General features: G+C 60.7%; 14 protein-coding genes and 1 pseudogene. 3 read left to right on the top strand and 12 right to left on the bottom strand.

Going from position 1 to position 15,435, the window contains the following annotated elements:
- The first annotated feature begins 155 nt into the window (after positions 1-155).
- Both RGV33_RS15805 and RGV33_RS15800 read left to right on the top strand, forming a co-directional pair.
- A complete protein-coding gene (locus RGV33_RS15805; protein WP_322145076.1) occupies positions 156-380 on the top strand; it encodes a YgdI/YgdR family lipoprotein in 225 nt (74 codons plus the stop codon).
- A 119-nt stretch (positions 381-499) separates the two neighbouring features.
- Complete coding sequence (locus RGV33_RS15800) at positions 500-775, top strand: hypothetical protein (protein WP_322145075.1); 276 nt, start codon at positions 500-502, stop codon at positions 773-775.
- A gap of 72 nt (positions 776-847) precedes the next feature.
- Here the strand turns inward: RGV33_RS15800 and RGV33_RS15795 are convergent.
- The 8 genes and pseudogenes from RGV33_RS15795 to RGV33_RS15760 form a co-directional block, all read right to left on the bottom strand.
- A pseudogene (locus RGV33_RS15795) lies at positions 848-1,147 on the bottom strand (hypothetical protein); the annotation flags it as partial.
- A gap of 67 nt (positions 1,148-1,214) precedes the next feature.
- Entirely contained in the window at positions 1,215-2,552 is a 1,338-nt protein-coding gene (locus RGV33_RS15790) for a TolC family outer membrane protein (protein ID WP_322145074.1), read from the bottom strand.
- A gap of 2 nt (positions 2,553-2,554) precedes the next feature.
- Positions 2,555-3,889, bottom strand: coding sequence for an HlyD family type I secretion periplasmic adaptor subunit (locus RGV33_RS15785; RefSeq protein ID WP_322145073.1), 1,335 nt, complete (start codon positions 3,887-3,889; stop codon positions 2,555-2,557).
- A 97-nt stretch (positions 3,890-3,986) separates the two neighbouring features.
- Positions 3,987-5,735, bottom strand: a complete 1,749-nt coding sequence (locus RGV33_RS15780) for a type I secretion system permease/ATPase (RefSeq protein ID WP_322145072.1) — start codon at positions 5,733-5,735, stop codon at positions 3,987-3,989.
- Between the two features lie 101 nt (positions 5,736-5,836).
- The gene (locus RGV33_RS15775) at positions 5,837-6,208 is read right to left on the bottom strand and encodes an AprI/Inh family metalloprotease inhibitor (protein ID WP_322145071.1); all 372 of its coding nucleotides are present in this window, start codon (positions 6,206-6,208) and stop codon (positions 5,837-5,839) included.
- Between the two features lie 74 nt (positions 6,209-6,282).
- Positions 6,283-7,716: a serralysin family metalloprotease gene (locus RGV33_RS15770; RefSeq protein WP_322145070.1), complete on the bottom strand. Its 1,434-nt coding sequence runs from the start codon at positions 7,714-7,716 to the stop codon at positions 6,283-6,285.
- Between the two features lie 364 nt (positions 7,717-8,080).
- Entirely contained in the window at positions 8,081-9,181 is a 1,101-nt protein-coding gene (locus RGV33_RS15765) for a P1 family peptidase (protein ID WP_322145069.1), read from the bottom strand.
- Positions 9,182-9,190: 9 nt separating this feature from the next.
- On the bottom strand, positions 9,191-10,555 hold the full coding sequence (locus RGV33_RS15760; RefSeq protein ID WP_322145068.1) for an APC family permease: 1,365 nt from the start codon (positions 10,553-10,555) through the stop codon (positions 9,191-9,193).
- Positions 10,556-10,751: 196 nt separating this feature from the next.
- On the opposite strand from RGV33_RS15760, the gene RGV33_RS15755 reads away from it, so the two are divergent.
- Entirely contained in the window at positions 10,752-11,546 is a 795-nt protein-coding gene (locus RGV33_RS15755; protein ID WP_416152075.1) for a response regulator transcription factor, read from the top strand.
- Between the two features lie 378 nt (positions 11,547-11,924).
- Here RGV33_RS15755 and RGV33_RS15750 read toward each other — a convergent pair whose 3' ends face one another.
- The 4 genes from RGV33_RS15750 to RGV33_RS15735 form a co-directional block, all read right to left on the bottom strand.
- The gene (locus tag RGV33_RS15750) at positions 11,925-12,383 is read right to left on the bottom strand and encodes an REP-associated tyrosine transposase (RefSeq protein ID WP_322145067.1); all 459 of its coding nucleotides are present in this window, start codon (positions 12,381-12,383) and stop codon (positions 11,925-11,927) included.
- A 90-nt stretch (positions 12,384-12,473) separates the two neighbouring features.
- Positions 12,474-13,553: a polyamine ABC transporter substrate-binding protein gene (locus tag RGV33_RS15745; RefSeq protein ID WP_322145066.1), complete on the bottom strand. Its 1,080-nt coding sequence runs from the start codon at positions 13,551-13,553 to the stop codon at positions 12,474-12,476.
- A 60-nt stretch (positions 13,554-13,613) separates the two neighbouring features.
- Positions 13,614-13,955 carry a cupin domain-containing protein gene (locus RGV33_RS15740; RefSeq protein WP_177045246.1) on the bottom strand — a complete coding sequence of 114 codons (342 nt, stop codon included), beginning with the start codon at positions 13,953-13,955 and terminating at the stop codon, positions 13,614-13,616.
- A gap of 27 nt (positions 13,956-13,982) precedes the next feature.
- Positions 13,983-15,389: an FAD-dependent oxidoreductase gene (locus RGV33_RS15735; protein WP_322145065.1), complete on the bottom strand. Its 1,407-nt coding sequence runs from the start codon at positions 15,387-15,389 to the stop codon at positions 13,983-13,985.
- Positions 15,390-15,435: the final 46 nt, after the last annotated feature.

The raw sequence follows: 15,435 nt of genomic DNA, 5'->3' as shown, positions 1-15,435 counted from the left end.
CAGAGTGCCGTCCCTGACCGCCTGTTGCAATCAGTAATAGATCAAAGGCACACGCAACTTTTTGCGTAATAATGATCAGATGGCTGTCAGCCACATTAATCAGGTTTCCTCCGACCGCTCAGGCTCGGGGTTTTTGAAGGGTCAAGGCAAGGGTTATGAGTATGAAGAATTTGGGTCTTGCACTGGGCATGTTCACGTTGCTGATAGTGGCCGGTTGCTCCACGCAGACCGTGGTGACGTTGCAAAACGGCACCCAATATTTGACCAGGGACGTACCCAACGCGAAGACGGCCGATGGGTTCTATGAATTCACCGACATCGCGGGCAAGCATGTGCGGATCAAGGCCGCCGACGTTGCGACCGTGATCAAGGAGAAATAGAAACCGATCATCGGGGTGCGCAAAATAAACAATATTTTACCGAAGGATTTGCCCCGTTCCTGCGTTTAACCGTTCAACCGCCTTCAACTTCGAAAGCGGTACGACGGAGAACCATGGCCATGGCATTCATGTCCCGAGCGGTGCGCGCTCTGCTACTTATTCCCGTGATGTGGGCTGCGCTGGCGAGTACGCCGGCGTTTGCCGACACCCTCATCATCCGCCAGGCGCCATCGCGTGTGGTGATCGTGCAACCCCCTCGTCCCGGCCCGCGTTACTACGGCCACTGGGGTTACGGCTACGGCCCACGAGGCTACTGGCCACGCGACCATTACTATGGCTACGGCTACGGCCAACCCCATCGCCCGTACTGGAACCACGGCCATTACTGGAGATGACCCGTCCGCCCAATGCTGACTAACCTTGTGAGGGAGCTTGCTCCCTCACCACAAAAGCGGCGCTCTACTTAGATGCTGGGCGTACACCGGCTGGTCGAAGATCCCCAGCTTCACGCCCTTGCCGGTGTAGCCGGCGGCGTAGGCAGCGCCTGCATGCACGGCGCCCAGGCCCCAGTCGGCCTTGAACTCATTGCTGCGCCAGCTGGCAGCGTCCCCCAATTTGCCGGTTTCGACGTAGGGTGCGGCCTGGGCGGTACCCAGGCTGGCCAGGCAACACAGCAACGCGCCGTATGGCACGCCGCTCAAGGCCTTGAGCGGGTAGCCCGAGCCTGTTGGGATGGCGGATTGAAACCCTCGTTTTGTTGTTTTCACGGTGACCTTCCTTAGTTTTTATTGCACTTGTGTAAATCACATTCCCCCAAGCGGCGCTGCATCAGCATCAGCGGCTCATAGGGCCAAACGCCTCATCCACCTTGGCCAGGTCGGTGTCGCGCAAGTTGCCCGCGTAGTAATGCAATTTGGTCCAGGCCATCAGGTAGTCGTACCGCGCCTGGGCCAGGTCGCGACGGGTGCTGTACAGCTGCTGCTCGGCATTCAGTGCGTCGAGGTTGACCCGCTCGCCGCCAAGGATGCTTTGCTTGGTCGACACCACCAGTGCCTCGGCCGAGGTCAGCGCCTTTTGGTAGGCGCGCAGCTTGCCGACCCCCGACAGGCATGCACTGAACTGGCGACGCAGTTCGATCAGGGTTTCGCGGGTCTTGCCTTCCAACTCGTACTCGGCCTGCTCCATGGCGCGACTGGCCTGGCGGGTGGACGCCGAGACGCCCCCACCGGCATACAGCGGCATGCTGATTTCAACGCCGATGGTGTTGGTGTCGTAGCGCTGGTTGTAGGTGTTGCCGCTGTCGGACTCCTGCTGCCGCGAGCTGGCGTACGCCGTGACCCGTGGCAGGTGCCCGGCGCGGTTGCGCTCTATTTCATAACGCGCCACCTCAACGGACTGGCGTTGCGAGGCCAGGTTCGGGTTGTTGGTCAGCGCCAGTTCATGCCAGGTGTCGTAGTTGGCCGGGGCCAGGGTGAACGCCGTAAACCCCGGGTTCAGCGGCGCCAGGTCGTTGATGTTGACGCTCTGTACACCGATCAGCGCCCCCAACTCTCGCAGCGAGGCATCTTGCTCGTCCAGCGCCTGGATTTCCTCGGCCGTGGCCAACTCGTAGCGCGACTCGGCTTCCAGGATATCGGTGCGGGTGCCTTCGCCCTGCTGGAACAAGTGCTGGTTCTGCTGGAACTGCTGCTCGTAAGCCTTCTTCTTGGCGCGGGCAATGTCGATCTGGTCCTGGGCAAACAACGCCTGGGTGTAATAGGTCAGTACCCGCACCAGCAGCGCCTGGCTCTTGTCGCGAAAACTCTCGTCGGCAAACAGCGCCTGGGCCACGCCCTTGCGGTAGTTGGCATAGGCTTCGTAATCAAACAGCGGCTGTTGCAGGCTGAAGGTGGAGCCGTAGCTGTTGTAGTTGCGGTCATCGTGATAATTGCCGCCGCGCCCGTCGGGCAAGGTGGCCTGGGAGTTGTTGCGGCCCTTGTTGTAGTTGTACGACAGCTTGGGCAGCAGGCCGGCGCGGCCGATGGTGCGGTTTTCCAGGCCGGCGTCACGCTCCTTGATGGCCCCGAGAAATACCGGATCGTTGCGCAGGGCCTGTTCGTAGACATCAAACGGGCCCATCGCGGCCTGGGCGCTGCTGCAGGCGAGGAACAAGGCGAGGAACATCGGCTTCATGCTCATTCCTCGGTCAACGCCGAGCCGGCGCGGTCCAGCAGCGGCTTGAACAGGTAGTTGAGCAAGGAGCGCTCGCCGGTACGGATGAACATCTCGGCGGGCATGCCCGGCTTGATCACCAGGCCATGGAGTTTTTCCAGGGCATTGCTGCTGACGACGGTGCGCAGCACGTAGTAAGGCGTGCCGGTTTTTTCGTCGAGCATCTGGTCAGCGGAAATCAGGCTCACCTCTCCCGGCACCCGCGGCGTAAGGCTCTGGTTGAAGGCGGTGAACAGGATATCCACCGGCAGATGGCCACCGACCTTGTCCACCAGGTGCACCGGCAGGTGCCCTTCCACTTCCAGGCGGGTGTCCTGGGGCACGATTTCCAGCAGGGTTTCCCCGGCGCGCACCACGGCGCCTTCGGTGTGCACGCCCAGGTTGACCGCGATGCCATCGGCCGGTGCGTTGATCTCGCTGTGCTGCAGGTCGAAACCGGCGGAGGTCAGTTGCTGCTCCAGGGTCAGGCTGCGCAGTTGCGCGTCGGCCAGTTGGCTGCGGACTTCCTTTTGATACTCCTCGCTGTGCTGCTGCAACTTGAGGCGCGACTCAAGGATGCCCTGCTCCACCCGGCCACTTTCACCGGTGTTCTGCGCCAGGTCCTGCTGCACCTGGGACAGTTGCCGCTGGTATTCCATCAGCCGGTTGCGTGGGATGTAGCCGTTGTCGGCCAACGGTTGCAGGTTGCTCAGTTGGTCGCGCAGGGATTGCGCCTGCGCGGTCAAGTCACTGCGGGCGCGGCGCATGCCATTGAGTTGCGCCGTGGCGCCTTCGATGTTCGCGCGAATCCCGGCCTGTTCCCGGGCAAAGGCTTCACGGCGGCTGCTGAACAGTTGGCGTTGGCCTTCCAAAACCAATGCCAGGGCTTGATCCGGGTTACCGCTCAGTTCCGCTGGAAAGGTAATCGTCGATTGGTTATCGCGCTCGCTCTGCCACCGCGCCACGCTGGCCCAGGCCATGCGGTATTGGGCTTGCAGGGAATGCACGTCGGCCTGGTTTTGCGTCTGGTCGAGCCGGAACAGCGGCTGGCCCTGCTTCACCGCCTCGCCTTCACGCACCAGAATCCGGCTGACCACACCGGGGCTCAGGGTTTGCACGGCCTTGCGCTTGCCCGAGACCACCACCGTGCCCTGCACCGCAATGCCCTGGTCCAGCGGCGCCAGGCTGGCCCACAGGAAAAAGCCGCCGGCGCCGATCACGGTCAGCAGCCAGCCCATGCGGGCAAAGAAACGCGCGTCGTGTTCGGGGTGCGTCTGTTCGTAATCGCGGTTGATTTGAATGCTGCTGTCGCTGCTCATGCGCCTGATCCTTGCGGCTTGATGAAAAACTGTAGGAGCGAGCTTGCTCGCGAAGAACCTGAGAGCACTGCTGGGTGTCAGGTTTCAAACGTCATCGTTAACGACCATCGCGAGCGAGCTCGCTCCTACAGCTGAGGCTGACCCCGGCCTTTTCTCGCGGTGCTTCCTGCTGGCCGGAAAGTGCCCGCAGCACATCCTGGCTTGGGCCAAACGCCTGCAAGCGGCCTTCGTTAAGCACCAGCAGCTTGTCGGCCTGGGCCAAGGCCGAGGAACGGTGAGTCACCAGCACCACCGTGCTGCCCTGGGCCTTCATCTGCATGATCGCGCTGGCCAGGGCGGCCTCGCCCACGGTGTCGAGGTTGGAGTTGGGCTCGTCGAGCACGATCAGGCGCGGCCCGCCGTACAGCGCGCGCGCCAGGGCCACCCGTTGTTTCTGGCCACCGGACAGGCCGCTGCCTTCGTCGCCGAGCACGGTGTCGTAGCCGTGGGGCAAACGCAGGATCAGTTCGTGCACGCCGGCTTGTTGGGCCGCCTGCACCACCCACTGCGGGTCGGCTTCGCGAAAGCGTGCGATGTTGTCGGCGATGCTGCCGCTGAACAGCTCGATGTCCTGAGGCAGATAACCGATATGCGGGCCGAGGTCGTCGCGGTCCCAGCGGTGGATGTCGGCGCCATCCAGGCGCACGGTGCCGGCCAGGGTTGGCCAAACACCCACCAGCACCCGGGCCAGGGTCGACTTGCCGGAGCCCGACGCGCCCAGCACACCGAGCACTTCACCGCCAGCCAGGTTGAAACTGACCTGATGCAAGGTCGGCACACGCCGCCCCGGCGGCCCTGCACTGACCTGCTCGAAACTCACGTGGCCCTTGGGCGCCGGCAACGCCATCTGCTCGCCCTGCGGCGGGAACTCACGCATCAGGCTGTCCAGGCGCTGGTAGGCCAGCTTGGCCGAGCTCCATTGCTTCCACACGGCAATCAATTGGTCGATGGGGCTCAACACCCGGCCCATCAGGATTGAGCCGGCGATCATCATCCCCGCCGTCATGTCGCCCTTGATCACCAGCAACGCGCCCAGGCCCAGCACCAACGATTGCAGGCACAGGCGCAGGGATTTACTCAAGGAACTGATGATCGAACCGGTGTCGCTGGCCTTGTTCTGTAACCCCAGGAACTGCGAATGCACCTTGAACCAGCGCTTGCGCAATGCACCGAGCATGCCCATGGCCTGGATGGTTTCGGCGTTGTGCAAATGGCTGGTGGCCAGTTGGGTGGACTGCTGGGAATAGCCGCTGGCTTCACCCAAGGGCTTTTTGGTCAGGTATTCGTTGAGGCACGCCAGCCCGATCAGCAGCACGGCCCCTGCGCTGGCCAACACGCCGAGCCAGACGTTAAACACAAAGATCACAAACAGATAAATCGGAAACCACGGCGCGTCGAAAAACGCGAACAGCGCAGGCCCGGTGATGAATTGGCGGATGTGGGTCAAATCCCCCAACGATTGCCCGCCGTGACCTTCGCCCCGTTGCAGGTTGCGTTCGAAAGCGGCCTTGTACACCCGCAGGTTGAAGCGCCGCTCCAACTGGCTGCCGATGCGGATCACGATAAAACTGCGGATTACTTCCAGCACACCGATAAACGCAAAGAACCCCACCACCATCAACGTCAACATCACCAAGGTGGTTTCGTTCTGCGAAGACAGCACGCGGTCGTAGACTTGCAACATATAAATCGACGGCACCAACATCAACACGTTAATCAATGCCGTGAAGCAGCCAATACTGATCAAAACACTTTTGTAGTCGCCAAGCGTTTTAAACAATGGTGCAGCGGGAGTGGTCTTCGCCATGTTGCCTGATCTTCCCTGAGCCGAATGACGCGCACTAGTTTGCCGGGCGCCCCATTCAGGGGCGGGCAAACATTAAAATCGGGTTATATCGTTATAACGAGCTATTGGGGGGCGCGTTTCAATATCAATACCGCGCCGGCGTGTGTGCGGCCTTGATATTCGCCCTCTTTCTGGCGATTCAAATGGGTTATTCCGCTGCCATCGGCATTCATCAACCAAATACCATCGGGTGTCGGTGCCCAACTAACGGGGGCTTCACCCAGCCATTGTCTGGCGCACTCGATATCGCCTTTCAACGCGTTGGCCTGTTCAATCAAATCCAGCGCGCATACCTGTTCTTGCTGGTGCAACGCCCAATGCCCGGCCAACTGCGCGGACGTGGGTAAAACCAGACTGCTCGCCATTGCTGTGGCTCCTGCCGACATAAGCAACGCCTGGACACACCAGGCAACTGTACTGCGAAATAGCGTCATCACCTTCGCCCGTTCAGGGGGTGGATGCAAGGGCAGAGGGCGGCGCGTGCGCGCCACCCTCCTTTACGCCTTAATCAGGCCACGATGTCGCTGACCGCTGCCTGGCCGACGGTGGTGACGAGGAAATCCGCCACGCCGTGCCCGGAGAAGTCCACTGCCAATGTGCCCAGGTTGGTGCCCGAAGCGTAGGACAGCACCGCGTCGCCGGCGTGACCGGTGAACGCGTTGACGAAGGTCAGGCCTGCACCCTTGGTGATGCCGGTGAGGTCGATCTTGTCCGAACCCGAGGTGAAGTCAAAGATCTTGTCGGCCGCACCGGGCCTGGAGTCCGAACTGGCACCGAACACGAAGGTGTCGTTGCCGGCACCGCCCCACAGTTGGTCTGCACCGCCACCGCCGTAGAGGATGTCGTTGCCGGCACCGCCCTTGAGGACGTTGGCAGCGGCGTTACCGATCAGCAGGTCGTTGCCCGAGCCGCCGAACGCGTTCTCGACGGTCACGCCCTTGGCAATGGAAACGTTGCCCACCAGGCCGCCCACGTCGGAGAACGAGGCTTCATTGAGGTTGATCTTCTGGTTTTGGGTAAAACCGGAAAAATCCAGGGTGTCGTTGCCGCCACCGTCCCACACCGAGAACACCAGCTTGTCGGCCGATGAGGTGGCGCTGAGGAAATCACGCCCGGTGTTGGAGTTGAAGCCGTAGGTGGTGTCGCCGGCGCGGGTGTTGTAGTTGGCGCCGTAGAGCTTCTGGATCGCGGCGATGTCGTCGATCAGCGGGCCGGACGCATAGGCCTCCACCCCGCCTTTGCTGAAGTTCTGGTTGGTGTTGCTCTCGCTCCAGTAACTCATGACGCTGTAGCCGCGCGTGTCCTGTCCATAGGTCGCGTCGTTGTAGGTCGGGTTGCCGTTCCCGGCGTTGTAGTCGCCAGGGTGAGCCAGGCCCAGGGTGTGGCCGATCTCGTGCGTCAGGGTCTGCCGGCCGTAGTTGTTCAGGTCCGGGGTCTTGTTCGGCGTGTAGCTGCTGTTGGTCAGGTACCACGAGGTGCCGTCGTAGCCAGCGCCGGTGCCTGGCAGGTAAGCGAACGCCGCCGCGCCATCCTGGCCGCCGCTGTAGTTGCCGAACGTCATGTGGGCATCGCCGCCGCTGGCCTTCTCGGTAAAGGTGACATTCGCCACGTCCGACCAGGATTGCATGGCCAGTGCGGCCTGGGCTTTCTGCTGGGCGTTGAACTGGCTGAACCCGGAGATACCATGTTTGTTCATGGTGCTCGAGGAGGCCGAGGTCAGGAAGGTGTAGGTCAGGTCGATCTTGCCGTTGCCGTCGAAGTCCCGGTAGGCGGCGCCGTCACGCAGCAACTGGGTAGCTGCCTGGTCAACGGAGTAGGAGGGTTTGCCATTGACCGTGAGGTTGCCGCCGCGGTCATATTGATGGCTAAAGCTATCGATTTGCGTATAGGCAGTACTTGCTTGAGCCGCCGATACAATAGCTTTGTCTTTTACTTTTGACATAAACGTACTTCCTTGTTTGCAAGTGGAACAGTTTTTGTCCGACAGGACCCACTCTGGCGAGTAAGTCCGATCACTCGCCCCTTTTGAAGGCGAAAGAAAACTGACACAACCTGAAATCATTCGTCCAGCGGTTTTTATCCAAGGCATAAGTTAGGCGGACGAACAAAACCTGCAAACATTGGCAAATAGCGCTTTGTAAAAACCCAGCTATTTAAATATTAAATACTCCTAAAGGCCTTTCGTTAAAATGGATCCAAATTATTGGTTGAGGTGCACTAAGAAAGTGTCACGGTGTCATTCCAAGTGTTGAATGGCCATCATTCTAAGCACTTGTCCCGTATTACCGGGACAAGCATTAAAGTGTTTATTGATTGCGCCAGCCGGTATGGCGCAATGCCTGCATCAGTGTATTTGAATCCAGTCCCGGCACTCGCACACCGTCGTCGGTGACCATGTCTTCCCCAGCCACTATCGCATTAATGATCGCTTCCTCTACTGCCTCCGCCGCCGCGCTGAACAACGGCGAAATATGCTCGTTATTGACCATCTGCAGGTGCGTGCTGAGGGGCACGCCCTTGCGCCCGTAATCGGCCACGGGTAAATCCTGATTGCCGGTGGCGAACGCCAGGAACAGGTCCCCGCTGGAGTCCTCGGTACCGCCACCTGTGCGCGCAATGCCGATGGAAGCGCGTTGCGCCAGACGCTGGCATTGATGGGGCAGCAACGGCGCATCGGTGGCGATGATCACCACGATGGAGCCCATGCCGGGCGTGCCACGGGCGGCAAACGGGGACGGGATATCCATCAATTGTCGACCTACCGGGTAACCATCCACTCGCAATTCCTGGCGTTTGCCATGGTTGGCCTGCACCAGCACGCCGACGGTCCAGCCGCCCTGCTCCGCCGACAAGCGCCGCGACGCCGTGCCGATGCCGCCCTTGAACTCATGGCAGATCATCCCGGTACCGCCGCCCACGGCGCCCTCCGCCACCGGGCCGGATTGCGCGTTGGCCAGCGCCTCGCGCACATGCTCCGGGCCGACGTGCTGGCCCCAGATATCGTTAAGCAAGCCGTCGTAGGTTTCCATCACCACCGGCATGCACCAGTACACCGCCGGGTCTGCCAGGCTTTCGCGCTCCAGGGCAATCAGCGTGTCGCGCACAATCCCGATGCTGTGGGTATTGGTGATTGCCAGCGGCGTGGTCAGCAACCCCGACTCGCTTATCCACTCAAGCCCTGTGGCATCACCATTGCCGTTGAGCACGTGATAGCCGGCAAAGCACGGCTGGTACCGCGCGGTACCGGCCCGCGGCTGGATCGCCGTGACGCCGGTACGCACCTGTTTGCCATTGATGCGGGTGTTGATTGTGCTGTGGCCAACCCGCACCCCTGGAACGTCGGTGATGGCATTCAACTCACCGGGTGTGCCCAGTCCCAATGTGATGCCCAATTGCCGTGCGCGCATAACCACTCCTTACAATTTCTGAAACGCCGGACTCAACCGGCCACTGATGCAATACAGGATCACCGACAGTGCCAGCAGGCCGATGATAATCATGATGTCCCGAACCGAGGCGGCCAGCGCCAGGGTGACCAACAGGTAACCGGCGCCCAGTACCGCCAGCAACGCCGGCACCGGCCACAACGGCATGCGATACGGGTGCTCGCGGTCACGCAGCAATACCCGGCTCATCAACGCGCTCAACGCGACGATCAGGTACACCAGCATGATCAGCAGCACGCTGAAAGATGTCAGGTCTGCCAGGTTGGAGCTGAAACTGAGCAACGCCGAAGGGATCGCCAGGAACAGCGTAGCCAACCACGGGGAGTCCCAGCGCGGATGAATCCGGGTAAACAGTTTGTTGATGGTGGGCGTCCACAGCGCATCGCGGCCGCTGCTGAACACCACCCGGCCAATCTGGATGACGATGGCGACGATGGCGTTGAACACCGACAGGAAGATCCCGGCGCTTACCAGCCGCGACAGGGTTTCATTGCCGTGGCTGGTCAGCAGGTAGCCGATTGGGTCGGGGCTGCTGATCATCGCGCTGAGGGATGGCGCACCGATCAACAATGCGGTGATCGGTACGAGCTCGATCACCACCACCAGGCCCAGGGACCACAACACCGCCTTGTGCACGCCCTTGCCGCCGCACTTCATGTCTTCGGCCAGCAATACCGCCGGGCCGTAGCCATTGAACGAGAACAAGCCAATGCCCACCGCACCGATCACCAAGGCCCAGGGCGCCAGGTGCAGCACACCGTTCTCGACGATCTGCGGTTGCAACAGCACACTGACCGGCTGCACCGGGTTGCCGAAGCCGATAAACACGATCACCAGCAACGCCGCCACTTCCAGCAGCAGGCAGGTGCCGGTGATCCAGGCATTCAGCTTGATATTGAGGATGCCCAGCGCGTAGCTGCACACCACGATGACCAGCGCGACGGTTTGTGAGTCGAATTTTGTACCCAGGGCGTTATTCAGGTAAGTCGCCGCCCCGGTGGCCAACACCGGCGGGATAAACAGCAACATCACCAATACCGTGAGGAACGTCGCGTAACCGGCCATGCCGCCGAACACCCGCTTGGCGTACACGTACTCGCCGCCGGCGCTGTTGTGGGCGCGGCCGAGCTCGGCGTAGCAAAAGGCGAACATCAGGGCGAGTAAGGCCGCCATCACAAAGGCCAGGAACACCCCGCTGCCGGCTTGTTGAATGGCAAACGGTGCGATCACGAACACAGAACTGGCCGGGGTCACCGCCGAGACGGTGATGGCCACCACGTCGAACACGCTCAGGGTGGGTTTAAGCACGCCGTCGGGCGTGGAAGGAGCACTCATATCGTTATCCTCTTGATTGTTCTTGGTTTGAGGCAGAAACGAAAAGGTGAAGCGGCGCGGGGTATGTTCCCCACTGACTGACGGCAAACTTAAACATTCTGTATAGATAGGCCAATGCCCCTATTGGAGTACTCCCCTTGACGGCACCGGGCAAAAGTCGAACCCTTGCGCCATTATCCTATGCGTGGAGCTGCACATGAGCCTGTTCAGGGAAGTCGGCATGCACGCGGGGCTGGGCCGTACCGTAGAGCAGATCGGCACCGAGCGTTTCTGGAAGCAACTGGTGCTGTTGTTGCACCAATGCGTGCCTTTCGACAATGCCCTGGCGATTTTCTACCCCACCGATGGGCCGCCCCAGGCGCTGGAAGAATACGACGCTCAACCGAGCAGCAAACCGGCCTCGATGCTGGTGTACCTCAATGGTTTGTACTTGCTGGACCCGTTTTTCCAGGCGTGTCGCGAGGGCTATGCCAGTGGTGTGTACCGCCTTGAAGAAGTTGCCCCGGACCACTTTCGCCAGAGTGAGTACTTCCTCAATTACTTCCACGACAATGTGCTGGAAGACGAGGTGCAGTTCATCCTGCAACTGCCGGGTGCGGGGACGTTATCGCTGTCGTTGGGGATGCAGCGTTTGTTTACCAGTGAACAATCCGGGCTGATGACCACGCTGGCGGCCTGGGTGTTGCCGTTGATGCAGCAGCATTGGCAGCAAAGTACCCAGCGCGTGACGGCACCCGTGGAAATGGCCAGCCAGATTCGCGATGCGTTGAGTCATTTTGGCTGTGGGGTGTTGTCGGAGCGGGAGTTGGAAATTGCCCGGTTGGTGCTGCGTGGGTTTTCGTCAAAAGCCATGGCCGAACGGCTGAGTATCTCGCCGGATACGGTCAAGGTTCATCGTCGGCACCTGTATGCCAAGCTGGATATCTCGTCGCAGCCGGAACTGTTTTCATTGTTTATCCAGTCGTTGGGGCATGACCTGGAGAATCCTTAATTCCGCGGTGTGGCTACGCAGCCTCGCTAAGGCTCGACAGCTGCTACGGGGTAAGTTTGGGGTATTTCACATCACCCGTAGCAGCTGTCGAGCCTTAGCGAGGCTGCGTGAGGCCCTCAAAGCCACCAAACATCCCAAAGCGAATCACTCCCCCCACCTCACGACGTAGCAGCTGTCGAGCCTTAGCGAGGCTGCGTGAGGCCCTCAAAGCCACCAAACATCCCAAAGCGAACCACGCCCCCACCTCACGACGTAGCAGCTGTCGAGCCTTAGCGAGGCTGCGTGAGGCCCTCAAAGCCACCAAACATCCCAAAGCGAACCACGCCCCCACCTCACGACGTAGCAGCTGTCGAGCCTTAGCGAGGCTGCGTGAGGCCCTCAAAGCCACCAAACATCCCAAAGCGGATAATCATGCACGCGCCTCACCAACCCCGCGCGAATCGGGTTACACACCACGTAACGGGCAAAGTCCTTCAGATCCTCCTCACGCCGAACACCCCTATCGTGATACCCCTTCTGCCAAAGCCGGCCCCTGCGCCCAAGCGCACGATTGACCGTCAAACTGCTGCGCGATTTTATTCGGCACATCAACTCGGCCAACGACTTGTCACGCAGTTGAACCAACCAGTGAAGATGATCCGGCATCACCACAAACGCGAGTGAGTTCGCCCACTGATCCTCATGCGCCTGCCGAAACTCCTTTACGAGCAGCCGCCCGAGCCGCCAATCACTGAAGATCGGCAAACGCCGGTCGACCACAGCGGTCAACAGGTACACCCCACCAACCTCTGAGGCCCTTCCAATCCGCAATCGTCCAGACTTGTTTGATACAGGCACTCCTTGCCTCCAAATCAACATTAGGAGGCGAGGAATTTAGAAGGCGCAGGACCTAAAAGCAGTCATTGATGAGCGACCAAATATTGCCAGTCAACGCCCGGTACGAATGGTGTTCCACACCCGTGTACGAATCCGGTCGATGTTCAGCGGCATCGCCTCCAGCGCGAACAACTTGCCCATCATTTCCGGGCTTGGGTACACCTTGGTGTCGCTCTTGATCGCCGGGTCCACCAGGCTGTCCGCTGCAGCATTGCCGTTGGCGTAATGCACGTAGTTGGTAATGCTGGCCATCACTTCCGGGCGCAGCAGGTAGTTCATGAACGCATAACCGGCTTTTTCATCCGGAGCATCGGCGGGCATGGCGACCATGTCGAACCAGATGGCGGCGCCTTCCTTGGGAATGTTGTAGCCGATGTTCACGCCGTTCTTGGCTTCCTTGGCACGGCTTTCGGCCTGCAGGATGTCGCCGGAGAAGCCCACCGCCACGCAGATGTCGCCATTGGCCAGGTCGGCGGTGTATTTGGAGGAATGAAAGTACGCGACGTACGGCCGCACTTTCATCAGCAGGTCCTCGGCTTTCTTGTAGTCTTCAGGCTTTTTGCTGTGGTGCGGCAAGCCCAGGTAGTTGAGCGCCGCCGGCAGCAGTTCCGGGCCGTTGTCGAGGATTGCCACGCCACATTTCTGCAGCTTTTGCATGTTCTCGGGCTTGAAGATCAGGTCCCAGGAATCCACCGGGGCGTTGTCCCCCAATACGGCCTTGACCTTGTCGATGTTGTAGCCGATGCCGGTGCTGCCCCACAGGTACGGGAAGCCGTGGGCGTTGCCAGGGTCGTTGTTTTCCAACGCCTTGAGCAGCACCGGGTTGAGGTTCTTCCAGTTGGGCAACTGGCTCTTGTCGAGCTTCTTCAGTGCCCCGCCCTGGATCTGCCGGGCCATGAAATGGTTGGAGGGGAACACCACGTCGTAGCCGGATTTGCCGGTCATCAACTTGCCGTCGAGGGTTTCGTTGCTGTCGTACACGTCGTAGGTAAAACTGATGCCGGTTTCTTTCTGGAAGTTCTTGGTGGTGTCGGGGGCGATGTAATCCGACCAGTTGTAGATCTTTACCGTCTCGGCGGCTTGGCTGAGGGTGGCGACGAATACCAGCGGCAACAGGGCAATGGGTCTCATGGTTCGATTTCCTGGCGGTTTTAGGGCTGTTTTTATGGCAGGCGATCAAAGATCAAAGAATCAGAGGATCAATACATAGGTCTTGCGCACGGTTTCCTGGATGTCCCAGATACCGGTGCTGTTGGCCGGCAACATCAGTGCATCACCGGCTTCTATATGGAGCATTTCCCCGTTGTCGGGGGTGAAGGTGCAACGTCCCTGGATAAAGTGGCAAAACTCCTGGGCTACGATCTGCCGGCGCCAGCGCCCCGGCGTGCATTCCCAGATGCCGGTTTCGACCCCGTCGCTGCGCTCCACGCTCAAGGTCGAGGCCACCGCTACCGGCGTGCCCAACGGCACGGCAACCGGGGAAGAGTCCGGCAAATGGGCGCTGAGTGTGTCTTTGAACTGGGTAATGCTCATGTTCATACCTGTGATGATTGAAACGACTTAATGCATGAAACCTTCCATGAACCCGGCAACCCCACTGGCCAGCCTGCGGCGCCACGGCGCGGTATTGGGGTTGGCCAGCACCTGGTCTTCGTGGACAAAGCTGCGAATGATCGCGTTGTAGCCCAGCCAGCGGCAGGGTTCCGGCTCCCAGGCCTTGAGCCCGTCCAGCCGGCCCGGCTGGATTACCCACGGCTGCCGGACCAGCGCCGTGTCGCGCCCCAGGATCAAGTCCGCCAGGGTGCGGCCACCCAGGTTGCTGGCCCCGACGCCCTCGCCGCCGTAACCACCGGCCAGGGCGATACCCGCCGCGTGATCGCACAGCATGTGCGGCTTGAAGCGCCGGGACATGCCGAGGTTGCCGCCCCAGGCGTGGGTGATCCGCACCTGCTTGAGCTGTGGGAACAGTTCACCGAACAGGTAGCGGCGCAGTTCGACTTCGCTGTCGGTCAGGTCGAAGTTGTGCCGCAACTTGCCGGCAAACTGATAGCCGCCGCGGGCGCCGAACACCAAACGGTTATCCGCCGAGCGCTGGCCGTAAGTGACCTGGCGGCTGCTTTCGCCGAATGCCTGGCCACGGTTCAGGCCGATTTCGTCCCAAGTGCTGGCCGGCAACGGCTCGGTGGCGACGATCAGGCTTTGCACCGGCAACTGGTAGCGGCCCAGCGGCGCCAGCGTGGTGGCATAGCCTTCAACCGCCGGCACTACCCAGGAGGCGCGCACCGCGGCTTTAGCGGTGCGCAGGCTGCCGGACTGCCAGTGGGTGACGGGGCTGTTTTCGTAAATCGTGACGCCCATCTGCTCGACCACCCGCGCCAGGCCGCGCACCAGCTTGGCCGGGTGAATCGTGGCGACGTGGGGTGCATAGATGCCGCCATAGGGCTTGGCGATGCGGATCTGTTCGGCCAATTGCTGCGGGCCGAGCCAACGGTAATCGTCGTCGGTCAGGCCCTGGCTGTGGAGTTTGGCCAGGTATGCACGCAGGGTGGCCTCCTGTTCGGGATAGCGCGCGGCGCAATACAGCACGCCGCCCTTGCGGTAGTCGCAGTCGATGCCTTCGCGCTCGATCACTTGTGCGACTTCATCGGGGATGGCGTGCAGCAGGTCAAACGAAGCGCGGCGCGGCGCTGCGGACAATCCCGCCAGCAGGCGGTCTTCCCCCAGCAGGTTGCCCATCAGCCAGCCGCCGTTGCGGCCAGAGGCGCCGAACCCGGCGGTTTGCGCTTCAATGATCGCGATCTTCAGCTCAGGCGCTTGGCGTTTCAGGTAATACGCGGTCCAGAGCCCGGTATAGCCGGCGCCGATAATGGCCACGTTGACGTCCAGGTCGTGCTCAAGCGAGGCACGTGCCACCAGCGGCTCGTCCAACTGGTCCATCCATAAACTGATATTGCGCCATGCAGGCATGCCAAGCTCCACCACCACACTTCGATGGCAGTGATCCTAGAGCCTG

The organism is Pseudomonas sp. Bout1 (genome assembly GCF_034314165.1).
In the GTDB taxonomy this organism is placed as follows: domain Bacteria; phylum Pseudomonadota; class Gammaproteobacteria; order Pseudomonadales; family Pseudomonadaceae; genus Aquipseudomonas.
The sequence above is the reverse complement of the archived record's forward strand: the minus strand, read 5'-3'. Positions and strand labels throughout refer to the sequence as shown.

Excerpts from the sequence above, each read along its gene's own strand:
- RGV33_RS15790 (WP_322145074.1), bottom strand. The coding sequence starts at position 2,552 with ATGAAGCCGATGTTCCTCGCCTTGTTCCTCGCCTGCAGCAGCGCCCAG.
- RGV33_RS15780 (WP_322145072.1), bottom strand. The coding sequence starts at position 5,735 with ATGGCGAAGACCACTCCCGCTGCACCATTGTTTAAAACGCTTGGCGAC.
- RGV33_RS15805 (WP_322145076.1), top strand. The coding sequence starts at position 156 with ATGAGTATGAAGAATTTGGGTCTTGCACTGGGCATGTTCACGTTGCTG.
- RGV33_RS15755 (WP_416152075.1), top strand. The coding sequence starts at position 10,752 with ATGAGCCTGTTCAGGGAAGTCGGCATGCACGCGGGGCTGGGCCGTACC.
- RGV33_RS15760 (WP_322145068.1), bottom strand. The coding sequence starts at position 10,555 with ATGAGTGCTCCTTCCACGCCCGACGGCGTGCTTAAACCCACCCTGAGC.
- RGV33_RS15735 (WP_322145065.1), bottom strand. The coding sequence starts at position 15,389 with ATGCCTGCATGGCGCAATATCAGTTTATGGATGGACCAGTTGGACGAG.
- RGV33_RS15800 (WP_322145075.1), top strand. The coding sequence starts at position 500 with ATGGCATTCATGTCCCGAGCGGTGCGCGCTCTGCTACTTATTCCCGTG.
- RGV33_RS15785 (WP_322145073.1), bottom strand. The coding sequence starts at position 3,889 with ATGAGCAGCGACAGCAGCATTCAAATCAACCGCGATTACGAACAGACG.
- RGV33_RS15745 (WP_322145066.1), bottom strand. The coding sequence starts at position 13,553 with ATGAGACCCATTGCCCTGTTGCCGCTGGTATTCGTCGCCACCCTCAGC.
- RGV33_RS15770 (WP_322145070.1), bottom strand. The coding sequence starts at position 7,716 with ATGTCAAAAGTAAAAGACAAAGCTATTGTATCGGCGGCTCAAGCAAGT.
- RGV33_RS15775 (WP_322145071.1), bottom strand. The coding sequence starts at position 6,208 with ATGACGCTATTTCGCAGTACAGTTGCCTGGTGTGTCCAGGCGTTGCTT.
- RGV33_RS15740 (WP_177045246.1), bottom strand. The coding sequence starts at position 13,955 with ATGAGCATTACCCAGTTCAAAGACACACTCAGCGCCCATTTGCCGGAC.
- RGV33_RS15765 (WP_322145069.1), bottom strand. The coding sequence starts at position 9,181 with ATGCGCGCACGGCAATTGGGCATCACATTGGGACTGGGCACACCCGGT.